The organism is Sinorhizobium chiapasense (assembly GCF_045277575.1).
Classification (GTDB): Bacteria; Pseudomonadota; Alphaproteobacteria; order Rhizobiales; family Rhizobiaceae; genus Ensifer; species Ensifer chiapasense_A.
Genome location: NZ_CP144206.1, coordinates 65,248 through 91,015, shown reverse-complemented (window position 1 = coordinate 91,015; position 25,768 = coordinate 65,248). Strand labels below are relative to the sequence as shown.

Here is a 25,768-nt window from a genome sequence, read left to right as displayed (position 1 = left end):
TGGTGCCGTTTGAAACTTGAGGCATGTCTGTGAAGACGACCGGGGCGGCCGACGCCGACACACGAAAGCGAACCATTTCCCTGTCGCGCACGCTGGCGATCGTGATGGCGGCGTTAGTGGCGCTGACCGCTGCCGTCATCCTCTCCGTCGTCTGGTATATGTCAGCCGGTGCAACCCGCGAATTGCTCGCCCAATCGGCCCATCTCGGCCTCGATGCCGTCCAGACGAAAATCGGCAGCCGGTTCGCTCCGGTTGAGGACCAGCTGGCGTTCCTCGCAAAGGAAGTCGGGGCCGGACGCCTCGATCCGAAAGACACGTTGGCCCTTGAGCGCGTAATGACAGGTGCACTGGCGGCGACCCCGCAGGTTCGCGTGCTCTCCTTCGTCAGGCCAAATGGCGAAATCTTCGGTGTGACCCAGGGCCCCAAGGGCATCTTTTCCTTCGCCGACACCATCAAGACCGACGACGAGCGCACGGAGATCGACCAGGCGCGCCGCAGCGGTAAAGCTGAATGGGGGCCGGTCTATTTCGTGCCTGATCCGGCGATACGCACATCGGTCACAAACCGACAGCAACCGGCAAGCACCGAAGACCAGTTTGCCGGCGTCTTCAGGGCCACGATCACGGTCGATGCCATTTCTGATTTCCTGCGCCAGATCGCCGTCTCGAATCCCGGGACGACACCTTTTGTCCTTTATGGCCGCGATCAGGTACTCGCCCATCCCCTGATGGCGTCGGGCCATCCTTTGTTATCCGCGGCGCACCGGCTGCCGAAGCTTAACGAACTTGGCGATCCGTTCCTTGCCGCGCTGTGGGAGGGGGAGCCTCAGACCTTCCACGATTCCGCACTGGAGGCGCGCTTTGTGGAGGCGGGCCAAGACGACCGTGTCATTCTTACCCGCAAGATCAGCGGCTATGCACCGGCCCCTCTCATCGTCGGCGTCGAGATACCGATCGAATCCCTGGAAAAACCGATATGGGACCTGCTGCGCGCCGGCATAGCCGGTCTTGTGGTCCTGCTCGCAGCAATCGTCATTGCTTGGGTCGTCAGCCGCCTGATCGTTCGCCCGGTCGCCAGCATGGCGCATGAGGTCCGTGCCGTCGGCATGCTCGACTTTGCAGCTCTTCACCCCCTGCCCGGCAGCCTGTTCACCGAGTTGAACGAGCAGGCGCGGGCCTACAATACGATGTTGACCGGGCTGCGTTGGCTCGAGACCTACGTGCCGAAGAAACTGGTGCGCCATCTCCTTGGAAGCGGCGATCTCGTCTCGACGCAGCGAACGGTGACGATCATGTTTACCGACGTGGTCGATTTCACCGCCACGGCCGAAAAGACCACCGCTGCCGAAGTCGCCACGCTCCTGAACAGACATTTCGACTTGCTCGGCCGTTGCATCGAGGATGAAGGCGGCACGATAGACAAGTTCATCGGCGATTGCGTGATGGCATTTTGGGGCGCCCCCGATGACCAGCCGGATCACGCCGATCGCGCCATGCGCGCGGCCCGCGCCATTACCCTCGCGGTCGCGGAGGACAATGCGGACCGGCGTCGGCAGGGGCTGTCTCCCCTCCGCGTGCGCGTCGGCGTCCATTCCGGCCCGGTCGTTTCGGGCAATATCGGCATGAGCGGGCGGTCCGCCTATACGATCGTCGGCGACGCGGTGAACGTGTGCAATCGCCTGGAGCAGCTCGGCAAGTCGGTTGCGCCGAATGAAGAGATCGTCGTGCTCCTGAGCGGTGAAACAGTCGGTTTGCTGACCGAAGACCGCTCCGACCTCACACCACTTGGCAGACACTGCCTTTCCGGTCGGACGGAGCAGACGGAAATTTACCGGCTGCCGAACAAAGCGGGATAAGCGGCCCGCCGATGCCGCCGAGCCGCTCAGATCGCTGTCATTCGCCTTCAGGAGAAATGGGCCTGCGCCGGCTGTCGGTATGCGTCCGCAGCGACGGACAATGGACGCCGCCCGCGCTTAGCCTTTTCGGTCCTATCGCAGGCGATAGACAATCCTGAAGCGCATTCGTCGATTGGCGGCGCGCGCCGCGAGCAGACCCTTTCAGAATTTCGGATGGCCGCTGATAAAAATGCTGCTTTTCGCCGGCTGGAAAGCAAAATTTAACCATACTTCTCCATCTTTTGTCCATCAGTCGTCAAGAAGGGGACAATCCGGAAAGTCGCGTAGCGATGGTCGCTCGCCGGCCTGAGGGCCTTTTGCGTGAATTTCTGGCTTGATTTGCGTTGTTGAGTAAGATCATTCGCCCACAGTCTTTGAATCGTCTGTTGCGTCCATTGCTGATCACTTGCTGCGGCACCGCTCTTGTCGGCGCGGCTGCGTGGTCATTCGTCGGTATGGTCGCCGTGGGCGGTTCCTTCGCGCATGGTTCGGGCCGCCTGCTGCCCAAACCGCAGCTGCATTTGGCTGAAAAAACGAAAGAGCGCGCCTGGGACAAGCACGCCAGGGTCAACCAGGCGACGCGGCTCGTCGCGGCCGCCGCGGCGCAGCCATTCGTCTCCGCAACGAGATTTGCGAGCGATCTCGAATTCCCGAGAGATGCCGAATTGCTCGGCAAGAGCGCGCGTCTCGCAACGGCCGTGAAGAACGCCGTATTGGCGTCCGAACAGCTCACCAGCACCTCCGCTCCCTCGGTTTCCGCCCAATCTCGCCAAGTGACCGCGATGGCCGGCGTAGCCGCGCCGGCGCGCTTCGCTCCGATGACCACCGGTTTCGCCGACAAGCCGGCGATCCAGCTCGCCTATGCCACTCCGTCTCAGAGCCACGTGGAAGGCAGCGCGTTCTCCGCCGTGCTGACCGCGCCTCCCGAGGACGATCTCGCCGAACAGCCTGATCCGGACACGGCGGATGACACGGCCGCGCTGCCGAGCCATGAAGACACGCCGTCCGTCGGTCCCATGCCGCAGTTCCGCCCGCGCAGCGAACAAGCTGAGAAGCCCGCTGCCGAACCCGACAAACCTGCGACCAAGCAGGCCGAAGTCGAGGCCGTGCCAAAGGCCGAAGAGACCGGAAAGGCCGGCGAACGCGAAACGCCAGCAAAGCCGAAGGTCGCTTATGCGCGGCCGCAAGATCCGGCGGAAAACAGTTCCGGCACCGGATTCGGCCAGGCGCTGCGCAACATATTCGGCGGTGGAGCGAAGGCCGGCAATGGCGTCGCCGTCTACGACATTACCGCTGCCAAGGTTTACATGCCGGACGGCAGCGTGCTCGAGGCCCATTCCGGCATCGGCAAGATGGCCGACAATCCGCGCTACGTGGACGTCAAGATGACCGGCCCGACCCCACCGCACACCTACAATCTCAGGATGCGCGAGACGCGCTTCCATGGTGTCGAGGCGATCCGCATGCTGCCGATCGACGGAAAGAACAAGCATGGCCGCGACGGCTTCCTGACGCACAGCTACCTGCTGCGCGGCGGCCGGGCGGAATCGCATGGCTGTGTCGCCTTCGCCGACTATCCGCGTTTCCTGACCGCCTTCAAACAGGGCAAGGTCAAGCAGCTCGTCGTGGTGCCGAGCGGCGGACGCGCGGCCGGCCTGCGCCTGGCACAGAACGGAAGGAGCTCCTGACGGGAAGCGCCCGACAGTCGGATTGGAGAAGAAGGACGGTAAAGGTCTTCCGCCGATGGGGAACGGGCATTAGGATCCAGGCCTCAGGAGCGAAAACGAAGAGGACCGGGAGCCCGTCATGTGCCGAAACATAAAACCCCTGTTCAATTTCGAGCCGCCGGCGACGGACGCGGAAGTCCATGACGCCGCGTTGCAGTTCGTCCGCAAACTGAGCGGAACGACCAAACCGTCCAAGCGCAACGAGGCGGCGTTCGAGCACGCGGTCAATTCGATCGCGGCATGCGCCCGGGAATTGCTCGATTCGCTCGAAACGTCGCAGCCACCGCGCAACCGCGAAGAAGAAGCCGCCAAGGCCCGCGCCAGGAACGCGATCCGCTTCGCCTGAGACGACGCAGCCTCATGCCTTGGCGGCAAGCGCGCTCAATTCTTCAAGGTCGAGGTCCCTTTCCAATTCGTGCAACGTCTCGTCGTCGATGTCACCGGCGCGATGAAGCCGGATGAGTTCACGCCGTCCCGTGGCGACCGCTTCGAGCACGACGTCGAAATGGGCATGAAGAATGGGCGTGTAGTGCTCTGTGCGTTGGGCATAGTCGACGATTGACACCGCACGGCGCTGATACCTGTCGAGCAGTTGCGGATGAATGAGCTTGCCCTCGTCGTCATAGGCCCGGCTCTGAATGGTTACGAGCTGTGCCTGTGCCATGGCCGCCTCGGCCTGGCTCATGCTGAGGCGCGCCTTTTCCGACGGTGGCTCAACGAGCCCCGCCCACGCGATCACCCGCCCGAGCGTCGTGCCCTGGACGAGCACCGTCCCGAGGATGACGGCAAAGGACGTAACGAGGATAAAGTCGCGACCGGGAAAACCCTCCGGTATGCTGAGGGCCAGGGCGAGCGTGACGACGCCGCGCACGCCCGCCCAGGAGACCACCGTTGCCCCGCGCGCCCCAAGTGGCCGATAGCGGTCCGTCCCCAGGACATTGCCGAGGCGGATGACCATATCCGACCCGAACACCCAGGCAAACCGTGCGACGGCGAGCGCGACGAGAATTGCAAGGATTGGCCACCACATGGTTGCGGCAACGACATCGAAGCCGCCTCCGCGCTCGACGACGCCCCGCAGCGAGAGGCCGATCAGAATGAAGACGGCGGCCTCCATCAGGAAGACGATGACGGTCCAGAACGACGAACCGCGCATGCGTGTTGCCGCCGAGAGCACGGTGTGCTGGTGCCAGCTTGCGATCAGACCGGTGATGACCGTGGCGATGACGCCTGAAACATGCAGGAACTCGCCGAGCAGGTAAGACGTCCAGGAAAGCAGGGCCGTGGCGGCGATGATCAGATATTCGTCGCCAAGGCGGCGCGCGAGCAGAACCCAGGCCGCACCGATCGCGGTCCCGACGAGGGCGCCGCCGATCGCCAGCACGAAAAAGCTGCCGACCGCCTCACTCGCGCTGAAGGCCCCGGTCATACCGGCGGCAATCGCGAAGCGGAAGAGCACGAGGCCACTCGCATCGTTGAGCAGACTTTCCCCTTCGAGCAGAATCTGCAGCCGCCGAGGCAGCCGCACGCGCTGCAGCACGGCACGAGCCGAGACCGCGTCAGGCGGCGACACGATCGCCCCAAGCGCCGCGCAGGCGGCCCAGGGAAGCGAGGGGAAAAGCAGATGCGTGACCACGGCGACGACGGCACAGGTGAAGAATACCGCGCCGATCGCCAGCGAGGCGATGCCGATCAAATGACGGCGCAGGCGGCCGACGGCGATGGTCCACGCGCCATCGAGCAGCAGCGGCGGCAGGAAGATGACAAGCACCAGTTCGGGATCCACCTCGATGGTCGGCAGGCCCGGCACGAAGGCCAGAAGCGCGCCGCCGGCCAGAAGCGCCACGGAAGGCGGTAGATCAAACCTGTCGGCGACATAGTGCAGGGCGATGATGGCCATAAACATGCCGATCACCAGCTCGAACAGATGTGTCGGTTCCACGCTCTCTGCCTCCACCCCTCCAGGACGACGGCATTACAGAACGCGTTTTCCCGAAACGCAATTGGCGCGGCCCATCAACAGCGCCTACGGCCATCATTTGTGAGGCTGGGTTGGCGGCAAGGCCGATCGCGGAGCAGAGAAAGGAGACACGGCCAGAAAGAAAAAAGGGCCGACGGAAGACCGCGGCCCATAAGGTGTGAAGGTCAATAAACCTCCAGAGGGGAACAGCTGCTGCGGCGGCATTGGGAGGAGAACCGCCATGTGCATCAGCTGTGTGCTTTATGCCTGATTTTTGATCATATGGAAAACAATTATTGTGCAATGCAGCTATGCGCCGGCCGCACAGGAGCAGACCCACGCCATGCCCAGCGCACCGCAGGCCACTCAACGCGGCCTGTTGCAGAACCATGGCGGAACGGCGCCTACAGCTGAAGAAAGATCTGGATAGAGGATCGGGACCGGCGCGAACACCGGTCCCGATGATATAGCTGCTACACTAGCGACCGTGGGATCGGCCGCATCTACATGCTAGGGCGGTTTGCTCGATCCGAAAGCCCGGTTCGAGAGCTGCCCGAGTTGTCCGCATTCTGTCCACCGGTTATGCACAGGCGGATATTGCCGCAACATCTTGGCAAAGCTCCTATTTTTTTCGGCTCTGTGATTTGCGCCTTCTTCAGCGGGAGCGCTGGGCGGATTCGTCTGCGGACCTCACGCCAGCGACACCTGGCGGGTTTCCGCATCGATCAGGCAGGCGGCTGTCGCAGCCGCGAGCAACAGGCCCGCAAAGGTGCCGATCGCAAGCCAGAAACTCTGGGCCACCAGAAAACCGATCAAGGACGGGGCGAGCAGACCGCCAAGCCGCGCCATGCCGCCCGCCGCGCCCATTCCGGTTGCTCGCGCCTCTGTCGGATAGAGTTCCGGCGTATAGGCATAGAGCGCGCCCCAGGTGCCGAGCAGCGCAAAACTCATGATGAGCAGTGACGCTGCGATGATGGCGGCGCCATTTGCCACGACGAAAAGCAGGCAGCTCAAGGCGGAGAGAAGACAAAAGCCGATCAGCGTCGGCCGGCGTCCCCATGCCTCGACGCCATAGGCGGCAAGCGCATAGCCTGGAATTTGCGCCAATGCGATGAGAACGAGAAATCCATAACCGCGAACGAAGCCGAAGCCTTCGCCCGCGAGTCGCGGCGGCACCCAGGTAAAGACGCCATAGTAGGACACCGAGACCAGGAACCACACGGCCAAGATCAGAAGACTGCGGCGGCGCAGATCCCCAGAGAAGATACCGGCACCCGGTGAGGCCGCAGGAAGCGTGATCGACACCGCTGTTTCGAGTTGAGGGTGGCGATTGGCAACGAGTATCCGGTTGACGATGGCTTTTGCTTCGGCGGCCTTGCCCGCACGAAGCAGATAGAGCGGAGACTCCGGAACGAGGAAGCGAAGCCCGAGGCCGAACACCGCGGGGATGGCGGTGACCGCGAAAATGGAGCGCCATGGATCCAAGAGTTCTGCGCGCGTAACGAGCCATGCCGCCACGGCGACGACCAGCGTTCCCACGGCCCAGAACCCCTCGAGCATGACGAGCCATCGTCCACGGCTACGGGCAGGCAGGAACTCCGACATCATGGCATAGTCGACCGGCAGGGTACCGCCGACTGCAGCGCCCGTGAGGAACCGCAGCAGCAGCAGGACGCCGAAGCTGGGCGCAAAAATCGACAGCATGCCGAAGACCGCATCGCAGGCAACGGTGACGATCAGCACCCGCCGCCGGCCGATCCGATCGGCCAACCGGCCGAAGCCGACGGCGCCGATCAGCATGCCGAAAAAGAACACGGTACCGGTCTGGAGCGCCTGCGGAACTGTCAATCCGAACGTTGCGGCGATGGAGGCCGCCGTGAAGCCCACGGCAAGAACCTGCATGGCATCGGCGGCCCAGACCAACCCGAAGATGCCGATCAAGCGATATTGATAGGGCCCCGTACCGGCCCGCTCGAGCGCGTCATTCATCGTGATCGTCGTCATTGCGTCCTGTCCTGCAAATCAATGCGCGGACACTACGTCGGCAAATCGAACTTGAATAGCGCCCTCGAAGCGGCGGAAGACCAGCTATAGCGCGACAAAGACGGTTTGCGCCGCCTTGCAGAGATTTTTCCGAAAGAAACCAGAAGTCGTGTTCTCGCGGACGAAACAAACGCAAAGGTAGTCATCAGGGATCGGTATCACGCTCCGGGCATCTCGATCGAGAACAACCGAACTTGCGCGCCTGGACGCCTTGCAGGATTTTGCAAAGATTCTTGCATCCACCTTGTTGACGGCACGAAAGATTGCAGAGACGATAGATCCTGCAAATGAACTTGCGGGGACGTCATGACGATACTCGATCGCATCAAGACCCATTCCAGGCGGCTGACCGATGCAGATCAGAAACTGATCGCGACCATGCTCGAGAACCGCGCAGAAGCTGCGTTCCTGTCCGGCCCGCAGCTTTCCCAGCGCGCTTCGGTGCATGAAGCCACCGCCACGCGGCTTGCTCAGAAGCTGGGCTACAAGGGCTTCCCGGACCTTCGCGCGCAATTGCAGCGCGAGGTGCTGGACGATCAGGACGCTGCCAACCGCATGCGACGATCGGTCTCGAAGGTTGAGCATGGCGACTACCTGACCGATCTGATTGCGGCCGAGATCACCGCGCTCGAAACGCTCGCCCGATCGGTGGAACAGGCGGATATCGACAGGTCTGCCGATCTGATCTTTGCCGCGCGCCGGGTTTTCATCTTCGGGCAGGGCCACGCGCAATCGGTCGCCGGCTTCCTGCAACGCCGCCTCGACCGCTTCGGCATGACCACGATCCAACTGACGGGCCGCGGCCGGGACATAGCCGAGCGCCTGGTCAGCATGGAGGCCGGCGACCTGGTCGTGGCGCTTGCCTTCCGCAAGCAGCCGCAAAGCTATGGCCCACTGGTTCGGCATGCGGCTCGCGTCGGCGCGCGATCGATCCTCGTTTCGGATCTGGCCGGGCCGCTGATGGAGCCCCCTGCTGATCTGATGCTCGCAGCACCCCGGGGGCGCTCGCGAAGCGAATTCCAGACACCGACGATCCCGTTCGCGATCGTCAACGCCATTGTCCTGACGATCGCCGGGCGCCACCAGGGGCAGGTCATCGGCAGGCTGGAGAAGCTGTCGGAGTTGTTCAACGACTTCGACTGATGGGGAATGAAAGGGAGGAGCAGGAAATGTTGAAAAGACTGAGCAATGCCGCACTCGCCGCGTGTTTCGTGATGCCGTCGATCGCGATGGCGTCCGATCTCGACGGATTGACGCCGCAGCAATTACTGCCACTCGCACAGAAGGAGGGAAGCGTCACCATCTTCTCGCTGTCGAGCCGTATCGCCAAGATCGAGAAGGCCTTCGAGGAAGCTTATCCGGGTATCGACCTGATCGGCCTCGACATGAGCTCGACCAAGCAGATCGCACGCGTCGAGGCGGAGCAGCAGGCCGGCGTGTATGCCGTCGACGTGCTTTACATCGCCGATACGCCTGTTGTGTTCACCAAGCTTCTGGAGGGCAAGCGGATCGTCAACTACGTGCCGCCACGTGTTTCGAATGAACTGGAGGACCGCTACAAGGCACCGTTGCTGACGCAACGTCTTTCGACCAAGGTACTGATGTACAACGAAAAGGCGTTTCCTGACGGTTCGCCCATCACCAACCTTTGGCAGCTCACGGAGCCGGAATGGCAGGGCCGGGTGCTGATGGTCGACCCGAGCCAGCGCGGAGAACTGCTCGATCTCTTGACCGAGATCGCGCTTCATCCGGACGAGATGGCGGCTGCCTACAAGGTGCATTTCGGCAAGGACATCGAAGTGGAGCCTGATCTTCAGGGCGCCGGCGAACAGTTCATCAAGAACCTTTTCGCCAATGACCTGATCCTGGTTCCGAACAGTGACGTGCTCAACAAGTCGATCGGCGACGTCAATGCCAAGAACCCGCCCGTCGGTTTCGGCACCTATTCCGACCGGCGCGACAACGAGAAGGAAGGCTGGGCGCTGCAGATCGCCAACAATGTCGAGCCCGCCAATGGCATCCTCTTCCCGGCGGTGCTGACGGTTGCGGACAAGGCACCCCATCCAGCTGCCGCCCGGTTGCTGATCGATTTCATGTTCGGCGACGACACGCCGACGGGCGGAGCCGGCTTCGAGCCGTTCAACGTTCCCGGCGACTACGCAACCCGCAAGACCATCGCCGACCATCCGGACTCGGTCAAACTCAGCGAACTGAAAGCCTGGACGATCGATCCGGCAAAGACGGCCGCCGCGCGCGGACGCATCGCCGACCTGATCATCACGCTCCAGTAACAGAAAATCGTCTGTCGGCACGCTTTCACGATGGTGCCGACAGACGCCGAGGCTCGCACATGACATCCCTATTGATATCAGCACCATCGGGCAGCCGGCTGCTCCGATCGGGTTTCCTCCTGCCGGCCCTTCTGGTTGCCATCGTCGCCATCCTGGTCGTCGCGCCGCTACTGCGCATCCTCGTCACCACGCTGACGCCAGAAGGCGTTGCGGCCTGGAAGGCCGTGCTCGCCAGCCCGCTCTCCGCCAATCTCTGGTGGCGGCCGCTCCTCAACACCATGATCCTCGGCTTCAGTGTCGGCGGCGGCTGCCTGCTGATCGGCGGCTTCCTCGCCTGGCTGGTCGTGCTCACCGACGTGCCGGGGCGCCGCTTCCTCGGGCTAATGGCATCGCTGCCCTACATGATCCCGAGCTTTGCCGCCGCACTTGCCTGGGGAACGCTGTTTCGCAATTCCCGTCTCGGCGGCTCGGCCGGTTTCTTCGAAACCAGTGGCCTTGCCATTCCCGACTGGCTGGCCTGGGGCCTGATCCCGACGGCGATCGTGCTGATCGCACACTACTATTCGCTGGCCTACACGATCATCGCTGCTGCGTTGAGCTCAGTGGGTGCCGATCTCGTCGAGGCCGGACAGATGGCGGGCGCCAAACGTCCGCGTATCTTCTTCGGCATCATTCTGCCGGTCGTGACACCGGCGCTTATCGCCGCCACGTCGCTGACCTTCGCTGGCGCCGTCGCCAATTTCGCCGCACCCGCCTTGCTCGGCCTACCGGTGCGCATGCAGACGCTTTCCACCCGCCTCTTCGGCATGATCGAGACGGGGCAGAACGAACGTGGTTTCGTACTCGCGCTGCTGCTGATCGCCGTGTCGGCGCTCTTTCTCTGGCTGTCCGATCGCATCGTCTCAGGCCGCAAGGCCTTCATCACTGTGACGGGCAAGGGCGGACGAACCAAACGCTTCCCGCTCGGCGCCTGGCGCTGGCCACTCTTCGCCATCGCCGTGGTGATCGGGCTTCTGACCACGGCGCTGCCGGTGCTCGTGCTTGCCGCATCGAGCCTTGCGCCGCAAAGCGGGGCACTCTTCTCCAACTGGACGCTGCATTTCTGGATCGGCGAGGGCGGCGGCGAGATGGCGCAGGGACAGGCCGGCATCTTCCGCAATCCGGTTCTGATCGATGCGATCTGGAATACGATCCGCCTCGGCCTCGTCGTTGCCTTCACGACGATGCTACTCGGCCTTGCGCTCGCCTACACCATCGTCCAGCGCAAGGGCAGCCTGCTTGCCACCGTGCTCAGCCAGCTCGCCTTCCTGCCGTTGCTGGTGCCGAGCATCGCCTTCGCCGCGGCCTATATCGCGCTCTTCGGCGCGCCGATCGGCCCGTTGCCCTCGCTCTACGGCACGTTCGCTCTGCTGGTCATCGCGGCGTCGGCCCATAACCTGCCCTTTGCCGTGCAGTCCGGTCGCTCGGTGCTCGGCCAGATCTCCGCCGACATCGAGGAAAGCGCCCGGCTGACGGGTGCGGGGCTGATCCGTCGTCTGTTCGCAATCATCTTCCCGCTCGCCATCCGCGGCCTCTTTGCCGGGGCGATCCTCGTCTTCGTGAAAATGGTGCGCGACCTCTCGCTGGTCGTGCTGCTGTTCACCGCGACCTCGCCAGTGCTCAGCATGGTCGCCTATCGCTATGCGGCCGAAGGCTTCATGCAGTTCGCCAACGCCATCACCCTCGTCATCCTCGTCGTCTGCCTGGCAGCCTCGTTCCTGGCTCATGCCCTGCAGAACCGTGTCCAGAAATGGAAACAGCCATGAATGCGATTGCAACCGGCGCCGCGGACGCCATCAAGATCCGCAACCTCGTCAAGCGGTTCGGTGCCTTCACCGCCGTCAAGGACGTCAATATCTCCGTGCCTGCTGGCTCCTTCCTCGTTCTCGTCGGCCCCTCCGGCTGCGGCAAGTCGACCCTTCTGCGCATGCTGGCCGGGCTTGAAAGCCCGAGCGAAGGGGAAATCGCCTTCGTCGGGCAGACCGTTTCCAGCGGCGCGGGCGGCGTCATTGCCGACGCCGGCCGGCGCAACGCCGGCCTCGTCTTCCAGAGCTACGCGCTCTGGCCGCACATGACCGTCGCCGGCAACATCGCCTGGCCGCTGAAGGTCGCCAAATGGCCCCGGGAGAAACGTGAAAAGCGTGTCAGGGAAGTGCTTGCGCTCCTCGGCATCGATGCGCTTGCCGAACGCTATCCGGCAGAAATCTCCGGTGGCCAGCAGCAGCGCGTGGCGATCGCCCGAACCATCGCGCCGGAGCCGAGCATCCTCTTGTTCGACGAGCCGCTGTCGAACCTCGATGCCAAGCTGCGCATCGAGATGCGCAGCGAACTGATGCGCATCCATCGGGCGACCGGCGCGACCTCGGTCTATGTCACGCATGATCAGGTCGAGGCCATGACCATGGCGACCCACGTGGCCGTGCTCAACAATGGCCGCGTCGAGCAGTTCGGCAAACCGATCGATCTTCTGCGCAACCCGCAAACCACCTTCGTCGCGACCTTCCTCGGCACGCCGCCGGCAAACCTGATCCCGGTTCATCGCGTGGATGACCGGCTGCTCTTCGGCGAAACGGCGCTTGCGCCGGCAACGCTTTCGGCCGGTCGTGACACGGTGCAGCTCCTTTACCGCGCCGAGGATGTCAGCGTCGGCTCGGTCGCCGGCGGGCCATCGCTTGCCGCCCGCTTTGCCGAAGCGGCGCCGATTGCCGGACGCACCATGGTGACGGCGATGGTCGGCGACCTGCGCGTCACCGCCATGGCCGACGGCTATTTCACCGCGACACCAGGGGAGACGATCCCTCTTTCCTTCATTCGCACACCCGATGCGGTCTTTGCCGCGACCGGAGAAAGGATCCATCAATGAGGCTCATCCTCATGCGCCACGGCGAGACCGAGTGGAACGCCGAACAACGCCTGCAGGGCCAGGACAACTCGCTCCTGTCCGAGCGCGGGGTCGCGCAAGTGAGGCGGTTTCGCCCCTATGCCAAGGCGCTGAAGCCGGTTCGCATCATCGCCTCCGATCTCGGCCGCACCCGCCAGACGGTCGCGCTCATCGGCCACCCGGACGCGCCGACCGACGTGCGTTTTCGCGAACTGGACATGGGCGAGTGGACCGGGCGGCGCAAGCCGGATCTGATCGCCGAGCGTCCGGAGGACTATGCCGCCTGGCGCGCCGGGACCTTCACGCCGGCCAATGGCGAGACCTGGGGCGCCTTTCGCGGGCGCGTGGCCGAAGGCGTGCACGACTGGATGTCGCGCACCGAGGGGGACCTCTTGATCGTCGCCCATGGCGGCGTCGTTCGTGCCGCCTGCCACGAATTCCTCGACCTTCCGCCGTCGCGTGTCGTTCCGGTGACGCCCGGGACGGCGACCATCCTGCACTTCCCGCGACGCGGCAGCATGGCCGCGCAGCTCGAAGGCTACAATATCGGCTCTGTCGCCCCCGACGAATCCGTCGCCGACTGATGCTTGCGACGAGGCAGTGAGATGAACTCTGGTACATTGGTTATCCTGGAACTCCTTGGCGGCGTGGCGCTGCTTCTGTGGGGTGTGCGCATGGTGCGCACCGGCGTCATGCGTGGCTGGGGTGACCGGCTGCAGCGCTTCGTCGAGGAACGCCTGTCGAACCGGCTCACCGCCTTTGGCGGCGGCGTCGTGGCAACCGCCGTGCTCGGCAGCGCCACCGCCATGGCGCTGATCGTTGCCGGGCTTGCGGGCGCCGGGGCGATCTCGGCACCGGCCGGCCTTGCCGTCCTGCTCGGGGCGGATATCGGCTCGGCGCTCGTCTCCGGCCTCTTTGCCTCCGGCTCCTCCCTGGCGGCGACGCTCGCTCCGCTGTTCCTGTTCGCCGGTTATGTCGCATTCAGCGCGTCCAGCGAGTTTCGACCGCGAAACGCCGGTCGCATCCTGATGGGCCTCGGCCTGATGCTGATGGCGTTGAAGGTGATCGTTTCGGCGACCGCGCCCCTGCGCCAGGCGACGCTCTTCCACGATGTGCTCGCAGCAGTGGCCGGGGAGCCGGCGCTCGGCTTCCTCGTCGGCGCGCTGCTCGCCTGGCTCTGTCACTCGACGCTCGCGGTCATCCTGCTTGTGGCTTCGCTTCTGATGAATGGCAGTCTCGAAATTGCCGGAGCCGTGCCCTTGATCCTGGGTGTCAATTTCGGCGGCGGCCTTCCGGCCGTCAGCGCCACGCTCGACCAGCCGCCCGCGGCCCGCAAACTGCCGCTCGCCAACCTCTTTTGCCGCGGCCTGCTGGCGCTCGCGCTGCTTCCTTTCACGCGAGAGATCGTGGAGGTGGCCGGGCGCCTGCCCGCCGAACCGCTCCATGTGGCCGTCGGCCTCCACGCTGCCTTCAACCTGCTGGTCGCAGCCGTGTTCCTGCCGCTGTCACCCATCGTCATCCGCCTGGTGGAGCGACTTGTCCCGGCGCGCCCCGCCGCCGACGACCCGCTGGCATCCCCGCGCTACCTCGATCGAAGGTCGCTGGAGACACCGGCAATCGCGCTCAGCAATGCGACCACGGAAACGATACGCATGAGCGAATTGCTGGAACACATGTTCCTGATATCGCTGACGGCGCTGCAATCCGGCCGGATGGAAAGCCTGAAGGAACTGCCGTCGGTCGATGCGAGGCTTGGAAACTACATGGCCTCGGTCCACGCCTATCTCGGACAGCTGACGCAGGACGAGCTTTCGGCGGGGGACACCGGCAGAGCCCACGAGATCATGCTGTTCGCGAGCAATCTCGAACATGCCGGCGACGTCATCAAGCTCAGCCTCGCAGACCGCATCCGAGCCAAGGTCAAGCAGAACATTTCCCTTAGCGCGAGCCAGCGCGAGGCGCTCGACGCCCTCTCGGAGGTGATTGCCGCTTCGCTGAGGCTGCTTCCCGCTGCGCTGTTGTCGCGCGACGTCTCCGCCTCAGCCCGCCTTGCCGCCCAGAAGGATTGCTTTCGCGAGTTGGAGGATGATGTCGTCAGCCGGCACCTCGGCCTCGAACGCATCGAAGCGACAACTGACGCGAAAGGCAATGCGCTCTTCATCGACCTCGTTCGCGATCTGCACAGGATCAATTCCGACATCGCTGCCGCCGGCTACCCATTGGTTCAGGCAGCCGGACTGTTGAGCAGCAGCCGGATCAGAAACGCCTCGCCGACAGGTGCTGCCGGCTGATCGGAAGGCGGTGGTCACTCGTCGAGCGGTGACATTCTCACGAAATCCTACGACCCTTCAGTAGGGCGAGACGCAGATCCGCCGCGGACCGTAATAGGGTTGGAAGGTGTCGTCGTAAGCCCTGTAGGACCGGTAACGGGCATAGCACCAGCGCGTGTGCGCGTTGCCGCCATAATAGGTCTGACGGTAATAGCGTGGCGCGTAGTAACGCGGGCGGTAGTAGGTCGGCCCGTAGTAGCCTTGGTCATAGTAGCCTTGGCCATAGTATCCCTGGTCGTAGTAGCGCGGGCCATAGTAGGGCTGCGCCAGCGCTCCACCGAGGATCGTGCCGACGGCCAGTCCGCCGAGCGCCCAGGCCCAATCGTCACCGCCGCCGTGGTGGTGGTGCCCGTGATAGTAGCCACCGCGGTAGCCGCCACCGTATCGCCGGTACTGTACCAGTTGCGCTTGCGTCGTCTCGACCTTCGGGACGTCCGCTGCCGTGGGAAATGCCATGGCCGGCGGAACGCTCGTCAGCGCCGACGCCATGGACAAGGCAATGATCGTTAGCCTGTTCATCGGCTCACCTCCATTTTCCCTGCCTGATCCAATTATACATCGGAAATGGCGCCGAAGCACTGCGTTTGGCTGCCGTGCCTGGTGGTGGTCAGTGGACGCCAAAACCATTCCAATTATTTCATTTTTCGCAATTAAATTTTAGATATTATTTCTATTCTTCGGCTCAATCAGCCGCGCTAATCTCTCTTCATCGGCAGCAACCGACGGGCCAAGATGGCCCAACGAATTCACGCCCCGCCCGCCGGCGACCACCACTGAGGAGAGAAGACATGTCCAGCAAGCTCGAAGTCCTGACCCCCGCCAACAGCCAGCTGATCTTCATCGACCAGCAACCGCAGATGGCTTTCGGCGTTCAGTCGATCGATCGGCAGGTCCTGAAGAACAACGTCGTCGGCCTGGCCAAGGCGGCCAAGGTCTTCAACATCCCGACGACGATCACGACTGTCGAAACCGGTACCTTCTCCGGCCACACCTTCCCTGAACTGCTGAGCGTCTTTCCGGAAAACGACATCCTCGAGCGCACCTCGATGAATTCATGGGACGATCAGAACGTCCGCGACGCGCTGGCAAAAAATGCCGCGAACGGCCGAAAGAAAGTGATTGTTTCCGGGCTCTGGACGGAGGTCTGCAACACCACCTTCGCACTGTCCTGCATGCATGACACCGACTATGAGATCTACATGGTTGCCGATGCATCCGGCGGCACATCCGCCGATGCGCACAAATACGCCATCGACCGGATGGTTCAGGCCGGCGTCGTCCCGGTCACCTGGCAGCAGGTCCTCCTGGAGTGGCAGCGCGACTGGGCACATCGGGAAACCTACGACGCGGTCACCGCAATCGTGAAGGAGCATTCCGGCGCCTATGGCATGGGCATCGACTATGCCTATACCATGGTCCACAAGGCAGCCGAACGCGTCGCACATGGCAAGACGATCGGCCCTAACCCGGCGAAGTGATCGTTAAGCCTGCTTGGGTGAACACCAGCACATACCCGCAATCGCCAGGAAGAAAACATGGCCGGCCCTCAGGGGGCGGCCTTTCCGTTCAGTCCGCGTTCACGCGCCCTGGAAACCCGGTGCTGCTCCAGCTTTGGGTCATATCCTGTCGCAAGCGCTATCAGCTCCCACAAGTGCAACTTCAGCATCAACGATTAAGGAATACACCTGCTTTCCAAATTCTGTTGACAGTCCGATTCTCCGCGCGCATTTTAGAAAGCAATAGTTTTCCTAATTTGGCAGGACGCGTTTCGCCCCGCCACACCGGGGAAAGGAACCGGCCATGAACCAGCATACGCCACTTGCCATTATCGACAGCCCCTCGCCTACTGCGGAAGCGATGCCGACCATTCGGCTCCCGCAGGAACTACCTGCGACCCCGCCTGCGCTAGCGCCGGCAGCAAACATGCCTGGAAAGCGATTGTTGCGTGGTCTGCTCTTTGCCTCCGTGGCCGTCGCGGGCCTTGCCGCGGCTGCCGATTACGGATGGGGGTACTGGACGACTGGCCGCTTCCAGGTGTCGACCGACGACGCCTATGTGAAGGCCGACAGCACGACGATTGCGCCGAAGGTTTCCGGCCACATCGCCGACGTGCTCGTGGCCGACAATGAGCGGGTGAAGGCGGGACAGATCCTCGCCCGCATCGATGATCGTGATTTCAAGGTCAGCCTCGAACAGACCAGGGCTCAGGTCGAGGCTGCCGAAGCGAACATCGCCAACAAGCAGTCGGCCCTGGTGGCTCAGCAGTCCGCCATCGACGCGGCAAGGGCGACCGTCGAAGCGGACAAGGCCGACCAGACCTTCGCAGAGCAGGACGACAAGCGATATTCCGAGCTTGCTCGCCAAGGCTTCGGCACCATCCAGAATGCTCAGCAGGCCGCTTCGCGCATCACAGCCGCCCGGGCCGCCGTAACGCGCGACACGGCGACCCTTGCCAGTGCGACCAAGCAGCTTGACGTGATCAAGGCCGAGGTTCAGCAGGCGAAGGCCGCTCTCGACAGCGCCAAGGCCGCCGAGGACCAAGCCCGTCTGAACCTTTCCTATACCGCGTTAACCGCTCCCATCGACGGCGTGATCGGGAACCGCACCCTGCGGCTCGGACAATACGTGCAGGCGGGCACGCAGCTCATGGCGGTGGTGCCGACGGACGCGGCCTATATCGTCGCCAACTACAAGGAAACCCAACTCACCGACGTTTATCCGGGCCAGAAGGTGACGGTGGAAGTGGACACATTCCCCGGAAAGGTCTTCGAGGGTCACGTCGACAGCATCTCGCCGGCAAGTGGCCAGGAATTTGCATTGCTGCCGCCGGACAATGCAACCGGCAACTTCACGAAAGTGGTGCAGCGCATCCCGGTGAAAATCGTGCTGGATCACGGGAGCCCACTGTCGGTGACGCTGCGACCGGGCATGTCGGTTTACCCGACCATCGACACCAACCCCGCGGCGCGCGAAGTCGCGTCAACGTCGGCAACGATCCACAACTAGAGCGCCCGTGCGTTCAGCGCGGACGCACTAAGGTCGCTCTAACATTTTGAATCTAGCGCATCTTTCCGCTTTCAAGTGCTTCCACCTGAAAGCGGATGCTCAAGGGCGATTAGGCGCCCATCTCACCAGCCAGACAAGGCAGGAGGGTGTTATGTCCACCATTGCTGAAACGGTTGCGCCCGGCGCGCTGCCAGCCGCTGCGGTCCCATCGGAAAAAGCGAGCACGAGGGCATGGATCGCGGTGCTCGCCGGCCTGATCGGCGCCTTCATGGCGATCCTGAATATCCAGATCACCAATGCCTCCTTGCTCGATATCGAGGGCGGCATCGGCACGGGCGTCGATAACGGCGCCTGGATATCGACGTCTTACCTGATCGGCGAGATCGTGGTGATCCCGCTTACCGACTATTTGAGCCGCGTCTTCTCGTTCCGGCGCTATATCCTGGCAAATGCCATCCTATTCCCGATCTTTTCCGCGACTTGCGCCTTCGCCCATGACCTCGGCTCGATGATCGCGCTGCGCGGTCTGCAGGGCTTTGCCGGTGGCGTGCTCATCCCCATGGCTTTCACCATGATCCTGACCCGGTTGCCCAAGGCGCAGCAGCCTTTCGGGCTGGCACTCTTCGCCCTTTCCGTCACCTTCGCGCCGGCGATCGGCCCGACGATCGGCGGCTACCTCACCGAGAACTACGGCTGGCAGTCGATCTTCTTCGTCAACACGCCCCCAAGCATCGTCATGGTGGTTGCGCTCTATTTCACGCTCGAGAAGAAGCCGATGCAATTGTCACTGCTCAAGGAGGGCGACTGGGCCGGCATCGTCACCATGGCGATCGGGCTCTCGGCGCTGCAGACCGTGCTCGAGGAGGGCAACAAGGACGACTGGTTCCAGTCGCCCTTCATCGTCAAGCTCGCCCTCGCCGCGGCTGTGTTTCTGACTGCCTTCGTCATCATCGAGCTCAAGGTCGACAAGCCGCTGGTCCAGCTTCGCCTGCTCAAGCAGCGCAATTTTGGTGTCGGCGTCCTCGTCAACGTGCTGGTCGGCGTCGCGCTGTTCGGCACCGTCTATATCCTGCCGCAGTATCTGGGTCAGGTGCAGCGCTACAATGCCGAACAGATCGGCTTCGTGCTCGCCTGGACCGGTTTGCCGCAGCTCCTCATCATTCCGCTCGTGCCGGCGCTGATGAAGCGGTTCGACCCGCGCTATGTCGGCTTCGTCGGCATCAGTATCTTTGCGGCCAGTTGTTTCATGAACACGACGCTCTCGCTCGACAGCGCCGGCGACCAGCTCTTCGTGCCCAACATCGTGCGCGCCATCGGCCAGGCCCTGGTGCTGACGCCGATCACGGTAATCACGACCGCCGGCATAGCGCCTGGCGAGGCTGCCGCCGCCTCCGGTCTGTCGAACATGCTGCGCAATCTCGGCGGTGCGGTTGGAACGGCCACGCTCGCGACCGTGTTGACCAAACGGGAGCAGTTCCATTCCAACATCATCGGCCAGTCCGTCACGCTGTCGCGCGATGAGGTCCGTGACCGGATCAGCGATCTGACCCATCATTTCATGGCGCATGGCGTATCCGACGCCGCGGTTGCGCAACACAAGGCGATCGCCGTGATCGGCGCGACGGTTCGCCGGCAGGCGCTTATCCTGGGGTTCAGCGACACGTTCGCGGTGATCGGCACTGTGCTCGCACTCGCCGCCATCACCCTGCTTTTCACCCGGGCGATCCGGCTCGGCGGCGCGGGTGCGGGTGGCGCCCATTGAGAGCTGCCAGCAGGATAGCGCCAGCCGCGCCCGGAAGCTTTCAATTTGCATGTTGACCTAGGTTTCTCAAAGGGTTGAAGTGTATTGGCCATTCAAGCGAGGAACTCACCCTGCAGAGCAGCGCCCCTTTCACAGCAACGGGAGAGATGGGCCGGTTGATCCAGGCTTACCATTGGGACGACAGCCCGCTAGGCCCTATGGAAGACTGGCCGCCATGCCTGGGGGCTGCGCTCGACATCATGTTGCCGGCGCAAGCGCAGATCGTGATGTTCTGGGGCGAGGAATTCGTTGCTCTCTACAACGACGCCTATGCGCCCACCATCGGAGACAAGCACCCTCGCGCACTGGGGCGTCCGGCGCACGAAAACTGGGGGGAGCTTTGGAGCGATCTTGAGCCTTTACTGCGGCGCGTGCTGGAGCGCGGCGAGACGGTGGTTGCGAAAGACCGTCCCTTTTATATCGAGCGTCACGGTTACCCCGAAACAGTTTATTTCGATATCTCCTATTCGCCCGTCCGCGACGAGAAACAAAAAGTTCGGGGCGTTTTCTGCATCGTCAACGAAACGACGGAACGGGTGAAGTTCGAGGGCGCCTTAAAATCAAGTGAAGAGCGACTTCGCGCCATTTTCTCGCAGTCGGCCGCCGGCATCAGCCAGACGGACCTGACGGGCCGCTTCCTCCTGGTCAACAATCGGTTCTGCGAAATCGTCGGCTACAGCGAAGCCGAACTGCTGACGTTACGGATGCACGACATCACCTTTCCCGAAGACATCGCCGAAAGCGCTCGCCTGTTCAAAAGGATGGCGAGCACCGGCCAGAGCTATGAAATCGAGAAACGCTATCTGCGCAAAAATGGAGGACTCGTCTGGGTTACGAACTCGGTCTCCGTGCTCCGCGACGAGCGCGGCAATTTTCGACAGGCCGCCGCCGTCATCGTCGACATCACCGAGCGCAAGCGCGCCCAGGAGGTCGAGCGTCGCCTTGCGGCCATCATCGCATCCTCGAACGATGCCATTCTTGGCATCGATCTCAGGATGAGGATCACGACCTGGAATGCGGGCGCCGAAAGGCTCTACGGCTATTCGGCGGAAGAAATGGTCGGCCGCTCCGTCATGACGCTGGTTCCCGAGGATCGAATTGACGAAGAACCTGCGATCCTCAGACAGGTCAGCGCAGGCCTCAAGGTTGAGCCATACGAAACCAAACGGCTCCACAAAGACGGCCGATGTGTCGACGTCCTCCTCAGCGTTTCGCCGATCTATGACGCCTATGGCAGCATCGTCGGCGCTTCGAAATTGGCTCACGACATTACGGTGCGGAAGGAGGCGGAGCGCCTTCAGACCGTCTTGGTCGGTGAACTGAACCATCGCGTCAAAAACGTGTTTGCGACCGTCCTGGCAATTGCCCGGCAGACCCTCGGGCGCAGCGACACAACGGATGTCGGAGAGGTGGAGGCTTTTGAGGCGCGTCTTGTTTCAATGGCACGAGCGCACGACCTACTCACCCATGGAAATTGGGAACGGGCAGAGTTGAAGACAATCATCAACCAGGCAATCTCCCCCTACGCACAGGAACGGTTTGTCGTTTCCGGCCCGCAGATCCAGGTACCGCCGAGGATGGTCGTATCGCTGTCCTTGGCGCTGCATGAACTCGCTACGAATGCTGCAAAGTATGGCGCGTTATCGACCGGGCGCGGCCGGATCTCGATCACCTGGTCTCTGCAGACCGGCACACCGACCCGGTTGACGCTACGCTGGCAGGAATCTGGCGGTCCGGTGGTAAAGCAGCCATCGCGCAAAGGATTTGGCTCGCGCCTAATTCAAACCCTATTGGCTGTCGAACTGAATGGCCAGGTGGAGATCAGCTATCACCCGTCCGGCCTGGTGTGTTCTGTCGATGCGGCCCTACAAGGCGGGTGGGACGAACCCACCTCGCCCTGATTGGGCCGTGACACGCAAGCACGACGGCGGCCTACGCCCTGCCGGAAAGCGCAAGCACGCGGTCCAATGCCGCCGCAAAGCCTTTGAGCGACACCGAGAACGCGACGTCCTTTTCCGTATCGCTCGTATGGGCACCGATTTTCAGCGTCGTTCCACTGCGCAGCAAGGCGACCGTGCCCTCGGTAAAGGTCAACGATGCGATGCAGCTGATGGGCAGGCAGGTTCGGAATGGCGTCGGCTTGCTGCCGGTCGCCTCATCGACGCCAAGCGTGATGCCCTTTTCCAGATAGAGGCCGAAAGGAAGCGCGAGGCTCCCCTCCAGACCGGCCTTTTCAGCCGGCCGAAGCTCGAGTGTCAGCACATGCTGGCCGCTCTTGTGAAACTGCCGCTGTGACAGGATGCAGTGCCTTTTACCCGCGACCTCGGCGCAGGCCACGCTCCAGTCCTCATAAGTTTCGGAAAGCTGGGAGGGTGCAGAAGCCTTTCCGGCCGCTGCGTCCTCGCCATGGAGCGGCGTGCTGGCGGCGAATGTCGCCACCAGCATTGTCGAGAGCCACACGAACCGACGCATCAGAAGCGCACGTCAAGCTTGGCATCGACCGCATTCTGCGTCGTGCCGGAGCCGAACTGGCCGGTGTAGGTGATGCCGAGGCTGGCATTGCCCGTCAGTGCGAAATCGATGCCGGCCTCGATGATCGCCGCATCTTCGGCGATCGGCGTACCGGCCACCGAGAAGGCACTGCCCGTGCCAAACGCCATGGTTGAGAATGGCGTCGTGTCGCCAAAGGCGTGCTGCCAGCCGAGCATGCCGCGCACCTTCGCATCGGTCGTGCCAAGGCTGAGCGGCGCAGAGGCACGCAAACCAAGCGTCGTGAAGGTCGTGTCGGTCGTGTTGCTCTGACTCGAAAGCGCTGCCGCCGCACCGCGCTCGGTGAAGCCGTCGGTGTGCAGACTGACATAAGCGAGGTTCGCGAAGGGCTCGAGCGCGACGCTCGGCAGATCGATGCGGTAGCCGACTTCACCAAATGCCTGGAACGTCCCGGCGTCATAGTCAGCCTTCAACTGATCGGTGAAACCGGGGAATGCAATGGAGCGCGCGGTGTTGATCGAGTGCCAGGTGTAGGCTAGGCCCGACCTGAGCGCGACATCGCCCCAGCGGCTGCCACTATAGAAACCGAGGTGGTAGTTGTCGCTGTCGCCGCTGGAGGCACGGCTGTCGACATCGAAGGTCGTCCGGCTGTAGCCGGCCATGATTCCGATCAACGCGTTGTCCGAGACCGCGGCATCGAAGCCAGTAACGAAACCGCCCGTCGACTGGTCAAGCGCACCAGCGTTGCCGTTGCCGTCGGTGTTTGTCCAGGAGCCGAACACCTGGCCCCAGCCAACCATCACCGGCGGCGCGACGGACGCCGCGTTGATCGCCCCGACGGCACCGGTCGTGATCTTGTCTTCCGGACCATAGGCCAGAACCGGGACATTCGCCGCGGCCACGTCGTCGAAGGCTGCGCGAATGCGGTCGTTCGCGGCGTTGCGTAGCAGGCTGCTGTCGTTGATCAGCGCCGTCTGCGCCGAAGCATGGACTTCGCCCGACAAAAGGTCGAAGGCACGACGTGCTGCATAGCCGTCCAGCAGGATCAGGGCATTGTAGAGCCCGAGCGAAGGGCCGCTCTGGCCGAGCGTGTTGAGGGCCAGCGCCGTCTGTCGCTGGTTGCCCGTGGCAGCTTCGCCTTCAAAGACGCCGGGCTCGGGTTCGCCGGGTTTCGGTTCGCCGGGCTTGGGTTCACCCGGTTTCGGCTCACCAGGTTTGGGCTCACCGGGCTTGGGCTCGCCCGGCTTTGGTTCCCCGGGCTTCGGTTCGCCTGGCTTGGGCTCCGTGCCCCCGTTCTTCACCTTGATCTTCAGGTCGACCTGCTTTTCCTTATGGTCGAGCGACACTTCGAGGAAGGCGGATTTTGATATCGCTTCGGCGAACTGCCCCTCGATTGCCCGATCCGCGGTCAGGATCGTATAGGTGTGTCCGGTCTTGTAGCTGGTGTTCGCGTCGAGTGCAGTGACCTGAACATTGGTACCACTGCCGATCTTGGCGATACCGGTGTTTTCGTTGGTGCCGATGCTCCTGACAACGATCCGGTCGGAACGGCCGTCGGCGGCGATGTCGGCCTCGTAGATCGAACCGGTCGCCATATCGAGCCGCCCCATGATCGTCAGCGTGCCGGTGGAGTTATTGCCGGGCGAGATGATCGCTTTCGAGTCGATGTATGTGTTGCCGACTGTGCCGGAGCCGCCGAGCCTGCCCAAAGAGGTCGAGTTCGGATCGCGGATGCGGTTCATCTCGCCGAACACGTCCACCTCATTGGTATAGAAACGATCGCCCTGTACGCGTCCCGTCTCGCCGTCGACGATCAGTGTTCCACCGGTCACGTTGAACTGGGTCTCGCTGTAGTCCGTAATGCCGGTATCCGGATCATTGTCGATCGTGTCGAGGTTGCTCTTCAGCACCAGCTTGCCGCCGGAAACATTCACCTTGCCGTAGAACTTCGTCAGGTCGCCGCTGACGATGGTTTCGCCGGAGAAATTGCTGATCGTGCCCTTGCCGCCGATCGTGTTGGCAAACTCGTAACCGGCGTTCGTATGGTTGAAATTGACGTACCCCCTTCGTGGGCCGAAATCGATCTTCGCCGCCGGATCGACCGTGCCCGCCGCTTGCGCCTGCCGAGCAATCGGCTCGGCGATATTGTTCAGGTCGACCTTGCCGCCGATCGTCAGGCTGCCCATGCCTTCGTTGTTGATGCCACCAATGCCGGAAAGCACGATGCCGCCGCCCGCCGAAAGCTTGCCGCCGTTTGCGACGGAAAGGTTGACCCTGCCGCTATCGCCGATCGTCAGCTTGTCGGCAACCTTGAGCTCGCTGCCGGCGCCATCGACATAGGCCTGGATGGTGTCGACGCTCTCGTCTTCCTGCAAGACGGCGGTGTTGGTCGAGACGACGGCACCCCTTTCGATCGTGAAGCTGTCACCGATCGTGAACTCGCCGGTATTGACCCACCGCGAACTCTCGCCGGTCAGCAGAACCGTGCCGTTCTCGAAGTAGGCCGTCCTGGAGTTGACGAGACCGCCGTTCTCGATTCTGACCGCGGCGGTGTTGAGCGTCAGCGCACCATCGGCGACACCCAGGTAATCGGTAGAAAGCATGGAGCCGGCACCGCGCACCACGAGCGTTCCGTCGCCCTCCTGCAGGGAACCGACATAGGTCTCCTTGGCGGAAACCTTGCCGCCGTTCTCGACGATCAATGTGCCCTTGCCACCGTAGATGCCGTTTTCGAAGCCGCCGACGAAGAGCGCGCGATAGCCGTTCGGATTGGCATCGACAATGTCCCAGGCCGAGCCGGGACCGGAGACAACGACCATCCCGACGGAACCGCGGCCATCGGCGATGTAGCCGTTGGTGCTTTCAACCTTGGCGCCGTCCTTGATCGTCAGGGTGGCGCCGCCCGTACCGCCGCGGATCACGAGGTTGCCGTTGATCGTATGGTCGCTGGTCCAGGTCATGTCGCCCGGAACGAGCAGCCCGGCCGCCTTCGCCGGCGACGGGATGAACGGTGCGGCCGCCAGCATCATCGAAAGAAGACCGGCGCGGCCAAGCGCGGTCGAACTCAGAAGGTTGATCCTCGAAACGTCCGCCTTCGCACAGATAGTCAATGTCTGCCCCTTTTCATTTGCATATGTTTGCGCACAACTCCCAGGCGAACGGATTCGACGGGAAAGCGCGGGTCATGGGCGGCTATAGCAAGCCGGCGAAAGGGGAGAATTCGGGTTTCTGCAAACGGCAAATTGCAGCGCTGAAGGGCTGTGGCTTTCTGCAAACGGCTTGAATTCACCGACGAACGGCAATCG

General features: G+C 62.8%; 18 protein-coding genes. 13 read left to right on the top strand and 5 right to left on the bottom strand.

What is annotated here, in order from left to right; all coding sequences use genetic code 11:
* Positions 1–23 precede the first annotated feature (23 nt).
* The 3 genes from QM996_RS19360 (at position 24) to QM996_RS19350 (ending at position 3,968) form a co-directional block, all read left to right on the top strand.
* Positions 24–1,856 (top strand): adenylate/guanylate cyclase domain-containing protein, encoded by a 1,833-nt coding sequence (locus QM996_RS19360; protein WP_334197693.1) that lies wholly within the window; start codon positions 24–26, stop codon positions 1,854–1,856.
* A gap of 560 nt (positions 1,857–2,416) precedes the next feature.
* Complete coding sequence (locus QM996_RS19355) at positions 2,417–3,583, top strand: DUF2778 domain-containing protein (protein WP_500270457.1); 1,167 nt, start codon at positions 2,417–2,419, stop codon at positions 3,581–3,583.
* A gap of 118 nt (positions 3,584–3,701) precedes the next feature.
* Positions 3,702–3,968, top strand: coding sequence for a DUF2277 domain-containing protein (locus QM996_RS19350; RefSeq protein WP_334197691.1), 267 nt, complete (start codon positions 3,702–3,704; stop codon positions 3,966–3,968).
* A gap of 12 nt (positions 3,969–3,980) precedes the next feature.
* Here QM996_RS19350 and QM996_RS19345 read toward each other — a convergent pair whose 3' ends face one another.
* A complete protein-coding gene (locus QM996_RS19345) occupies positions 3,981–5,564 on the bottom strand; it encodes a Na+/H+ antiporter (protein ID WP_334197690.1) in 1,584 nt (527 codons plus the stop codon).
* A 708-nt stretch (positions 5,565–6,272) separates the two neighbouring features.
* Entirely contained in the window at positions 6,273–7,586 is a 1,314-nt protein-coding gene (locus QM996_RS19340; RefSeq protein ID WP_334197689.1) for an MFS transporter, read from the bottom strand.
* Between the two features lie 345 nt (positions 7,587–7,931).
* Here QM996_RS19340 and QM996_RS19335 point away from each other — a divergent pair, with 345 nt between their 5' ends.
* Genes QM996_RS19335 through QM996_RS19310 form a run of 6 tightly spaced genes read left to right on the top strand, consistent with a single transcriptional unit; the run spans position 7,932 to position 15,127 of the window.
* Positions 7,932–8,768 (top strand): MurR/RpiR family transcriptional regulator, encoded by an 837-nt coding sequence (locus QM996_RS19335; RefSeq protein ID WP_334197688.1) that lies wholly within the window; start codon positions 7,932–7,934, stop codon positions 8,766–8,768.
* 29 nt (positions 8,769–8,797) lie between these two features.
* A complete protein-coding gene (locus tag QM996_RS19330; RefSeq protein ID WP_500270522.1) occupies positions 8,798–9,916 on the top strand; it encodes an ABC transporter substrate-binding protein in 1,119 nt (372 codons plus the stop codon).
* Positions 9,917–9,975: 59 nt separating this feature from the next.
* Positions 9,976–11,721 carry an ABC transporter permease gene (locus tag QM996_RS19325; protein WP_334197686.1) on the top strand — a complete coding sequence of 582 codons (1,746 nt, stop codon included), beginning with the start codon at positions 9,976–9,978 and terminating at the stop codon, positions 11,719–11,721.
* Positions 11,718–12,818 carry an ABC transporter ATP-binding protein gene (locus QM996_RS19320; protein WP_334197685.1) on the top strand — a complete coding sequence of 367 codons (1,101 nt, stop codon included), beginning with the start codon at positions 11,718–11,720 and terminating at the stop codon, positions 12,816–12,818. Before QM996_RS19325 ends, QM996_RS19320 begins: the two co-directional genes overlap by 4 nt.
* Complete coding sequence (locus tag QM996_RS19315) at positions 12,815–13,420, top strand: histidine phosphatase family protein (protein WP_334197684.1); 606 nt, start codon at positions 12,815–12,817, stop codon at positions 13,418–13,420. Before QM996_RS19320 ends, QM996_RS19315 begins: the two co-directional genes overlap by 4 nt.
* Before the next feature lie 21 nt (positions 13,421–13,441).
* A complete protein-coding gene (locus tag QM996_RS19310; RefSeq protein WP_334197683.1) occupies positions 13,442–15,127 on the top strand; it encodes a Na/Pi cotransporter family protein in 1,686 nt (561 codons plus the stop codon).
* A gap of 57 nt (positions 15,128–15,184) precedes the next feature.
* Here the strand turns inward: QM996_RS19310 and QM996_RS19305 are convergent, their stop codons facing one another.
* A complete protein-coding gene (locus QM996_RS19305) occupies positions 15,185–15,685 on the bottom strand; it encodes a BA14K family protein (RefSeq protein ID WP_334197682.1) in 501 nt (166 codons plus the stop codon).
* 269 nt (positions 15,686–15,954) lie between these two features.
* On the opposite strand from QM996_RS19305, the gene QM996_RS19300 reads away from it, so the two are divergent.
* The 4 genes from QM996_RS19300 to QM996_RS19285 all read left to right on the top strand — a co-directional run bounded on the left by QM996_RS19300 (position 15,955) and on the right by QM996_RS19285 (position 21,874).
* Entirely contained in the window at positions 15,955–16,644 is a 690-nt protein-coding gene (locus tag QM996_RS19300) for a hydrolase (protein ID WP_334197681.1), read from the top strand.
* Positions 16,645–16,966: 322 nt separating this feature from the next.
* On the top strand, positions 16,967–18,172 hold the full coding sequence (locus QM996_RS19295; RefSeq protein WP_334197680.1) for an HlyD family secretion protein: 1,206 nt from the start codon (positions 16,967–16,969) through the stop codon (positions 18,170–18,172).
* A gap of 151 nt (positions 18,173–18,323) precedes the next feature.
* A complete protein-coding gene (locus QM996_RS19290; RefSeq protein WP_334197679.1) occupies positions 18,324–19,934 on the top strand; it encodes an MDR family MFS transporter in 1,611 nt (536 codons plus the stop codon).
* 146 nt (positions 19,935–20,080) lie between these two features.
* On the top strand, positions 20,081–21,874 hold the full coding sequence (locus QM996_RS19285) for a PAS domain S-box protein (protein ID WP_334197678.1): 1,794 nt from the start codon (positions 20,081–20,083) through the stop codon (positions 21,872–21,874).
* Between the two features lie 31 nt (positions 21,875–21,905).
* Here QM996_RS19285 and QM996_RS19280 read toward each other — a convergent pair whose 3' ends face one another.
* Positions 21,906–22,445, bottom strand: a complete 540-nt coding sequence (locus tag QM996_RS19280; RefSeq protein ID WP_334197677.1) for an invasion associated locus B family protein — start codon at positions 22,443–22,445, stop codon at positions 21,906–21,908.
* The gene (locus QM996_RS19275; RefSeq protein ID WP_334197676.1) at positions 22,445–25,573 is read right to left on the bottom strand and encodes an autotransporter domain-containing protein; all 3,129 of its coding nucleotides are present in this window, start codon (positions 25,571–25,573) and stop codon (positions 22,445–22,447) included. The genes QM996_RS19280 and QM996_RS19275 overlap by 1 nt, the downstream gene beginning before the upstream one ends.
* Between the last annotated feature and the right edge of the window lie 195 nt (positions 25,574–25,768).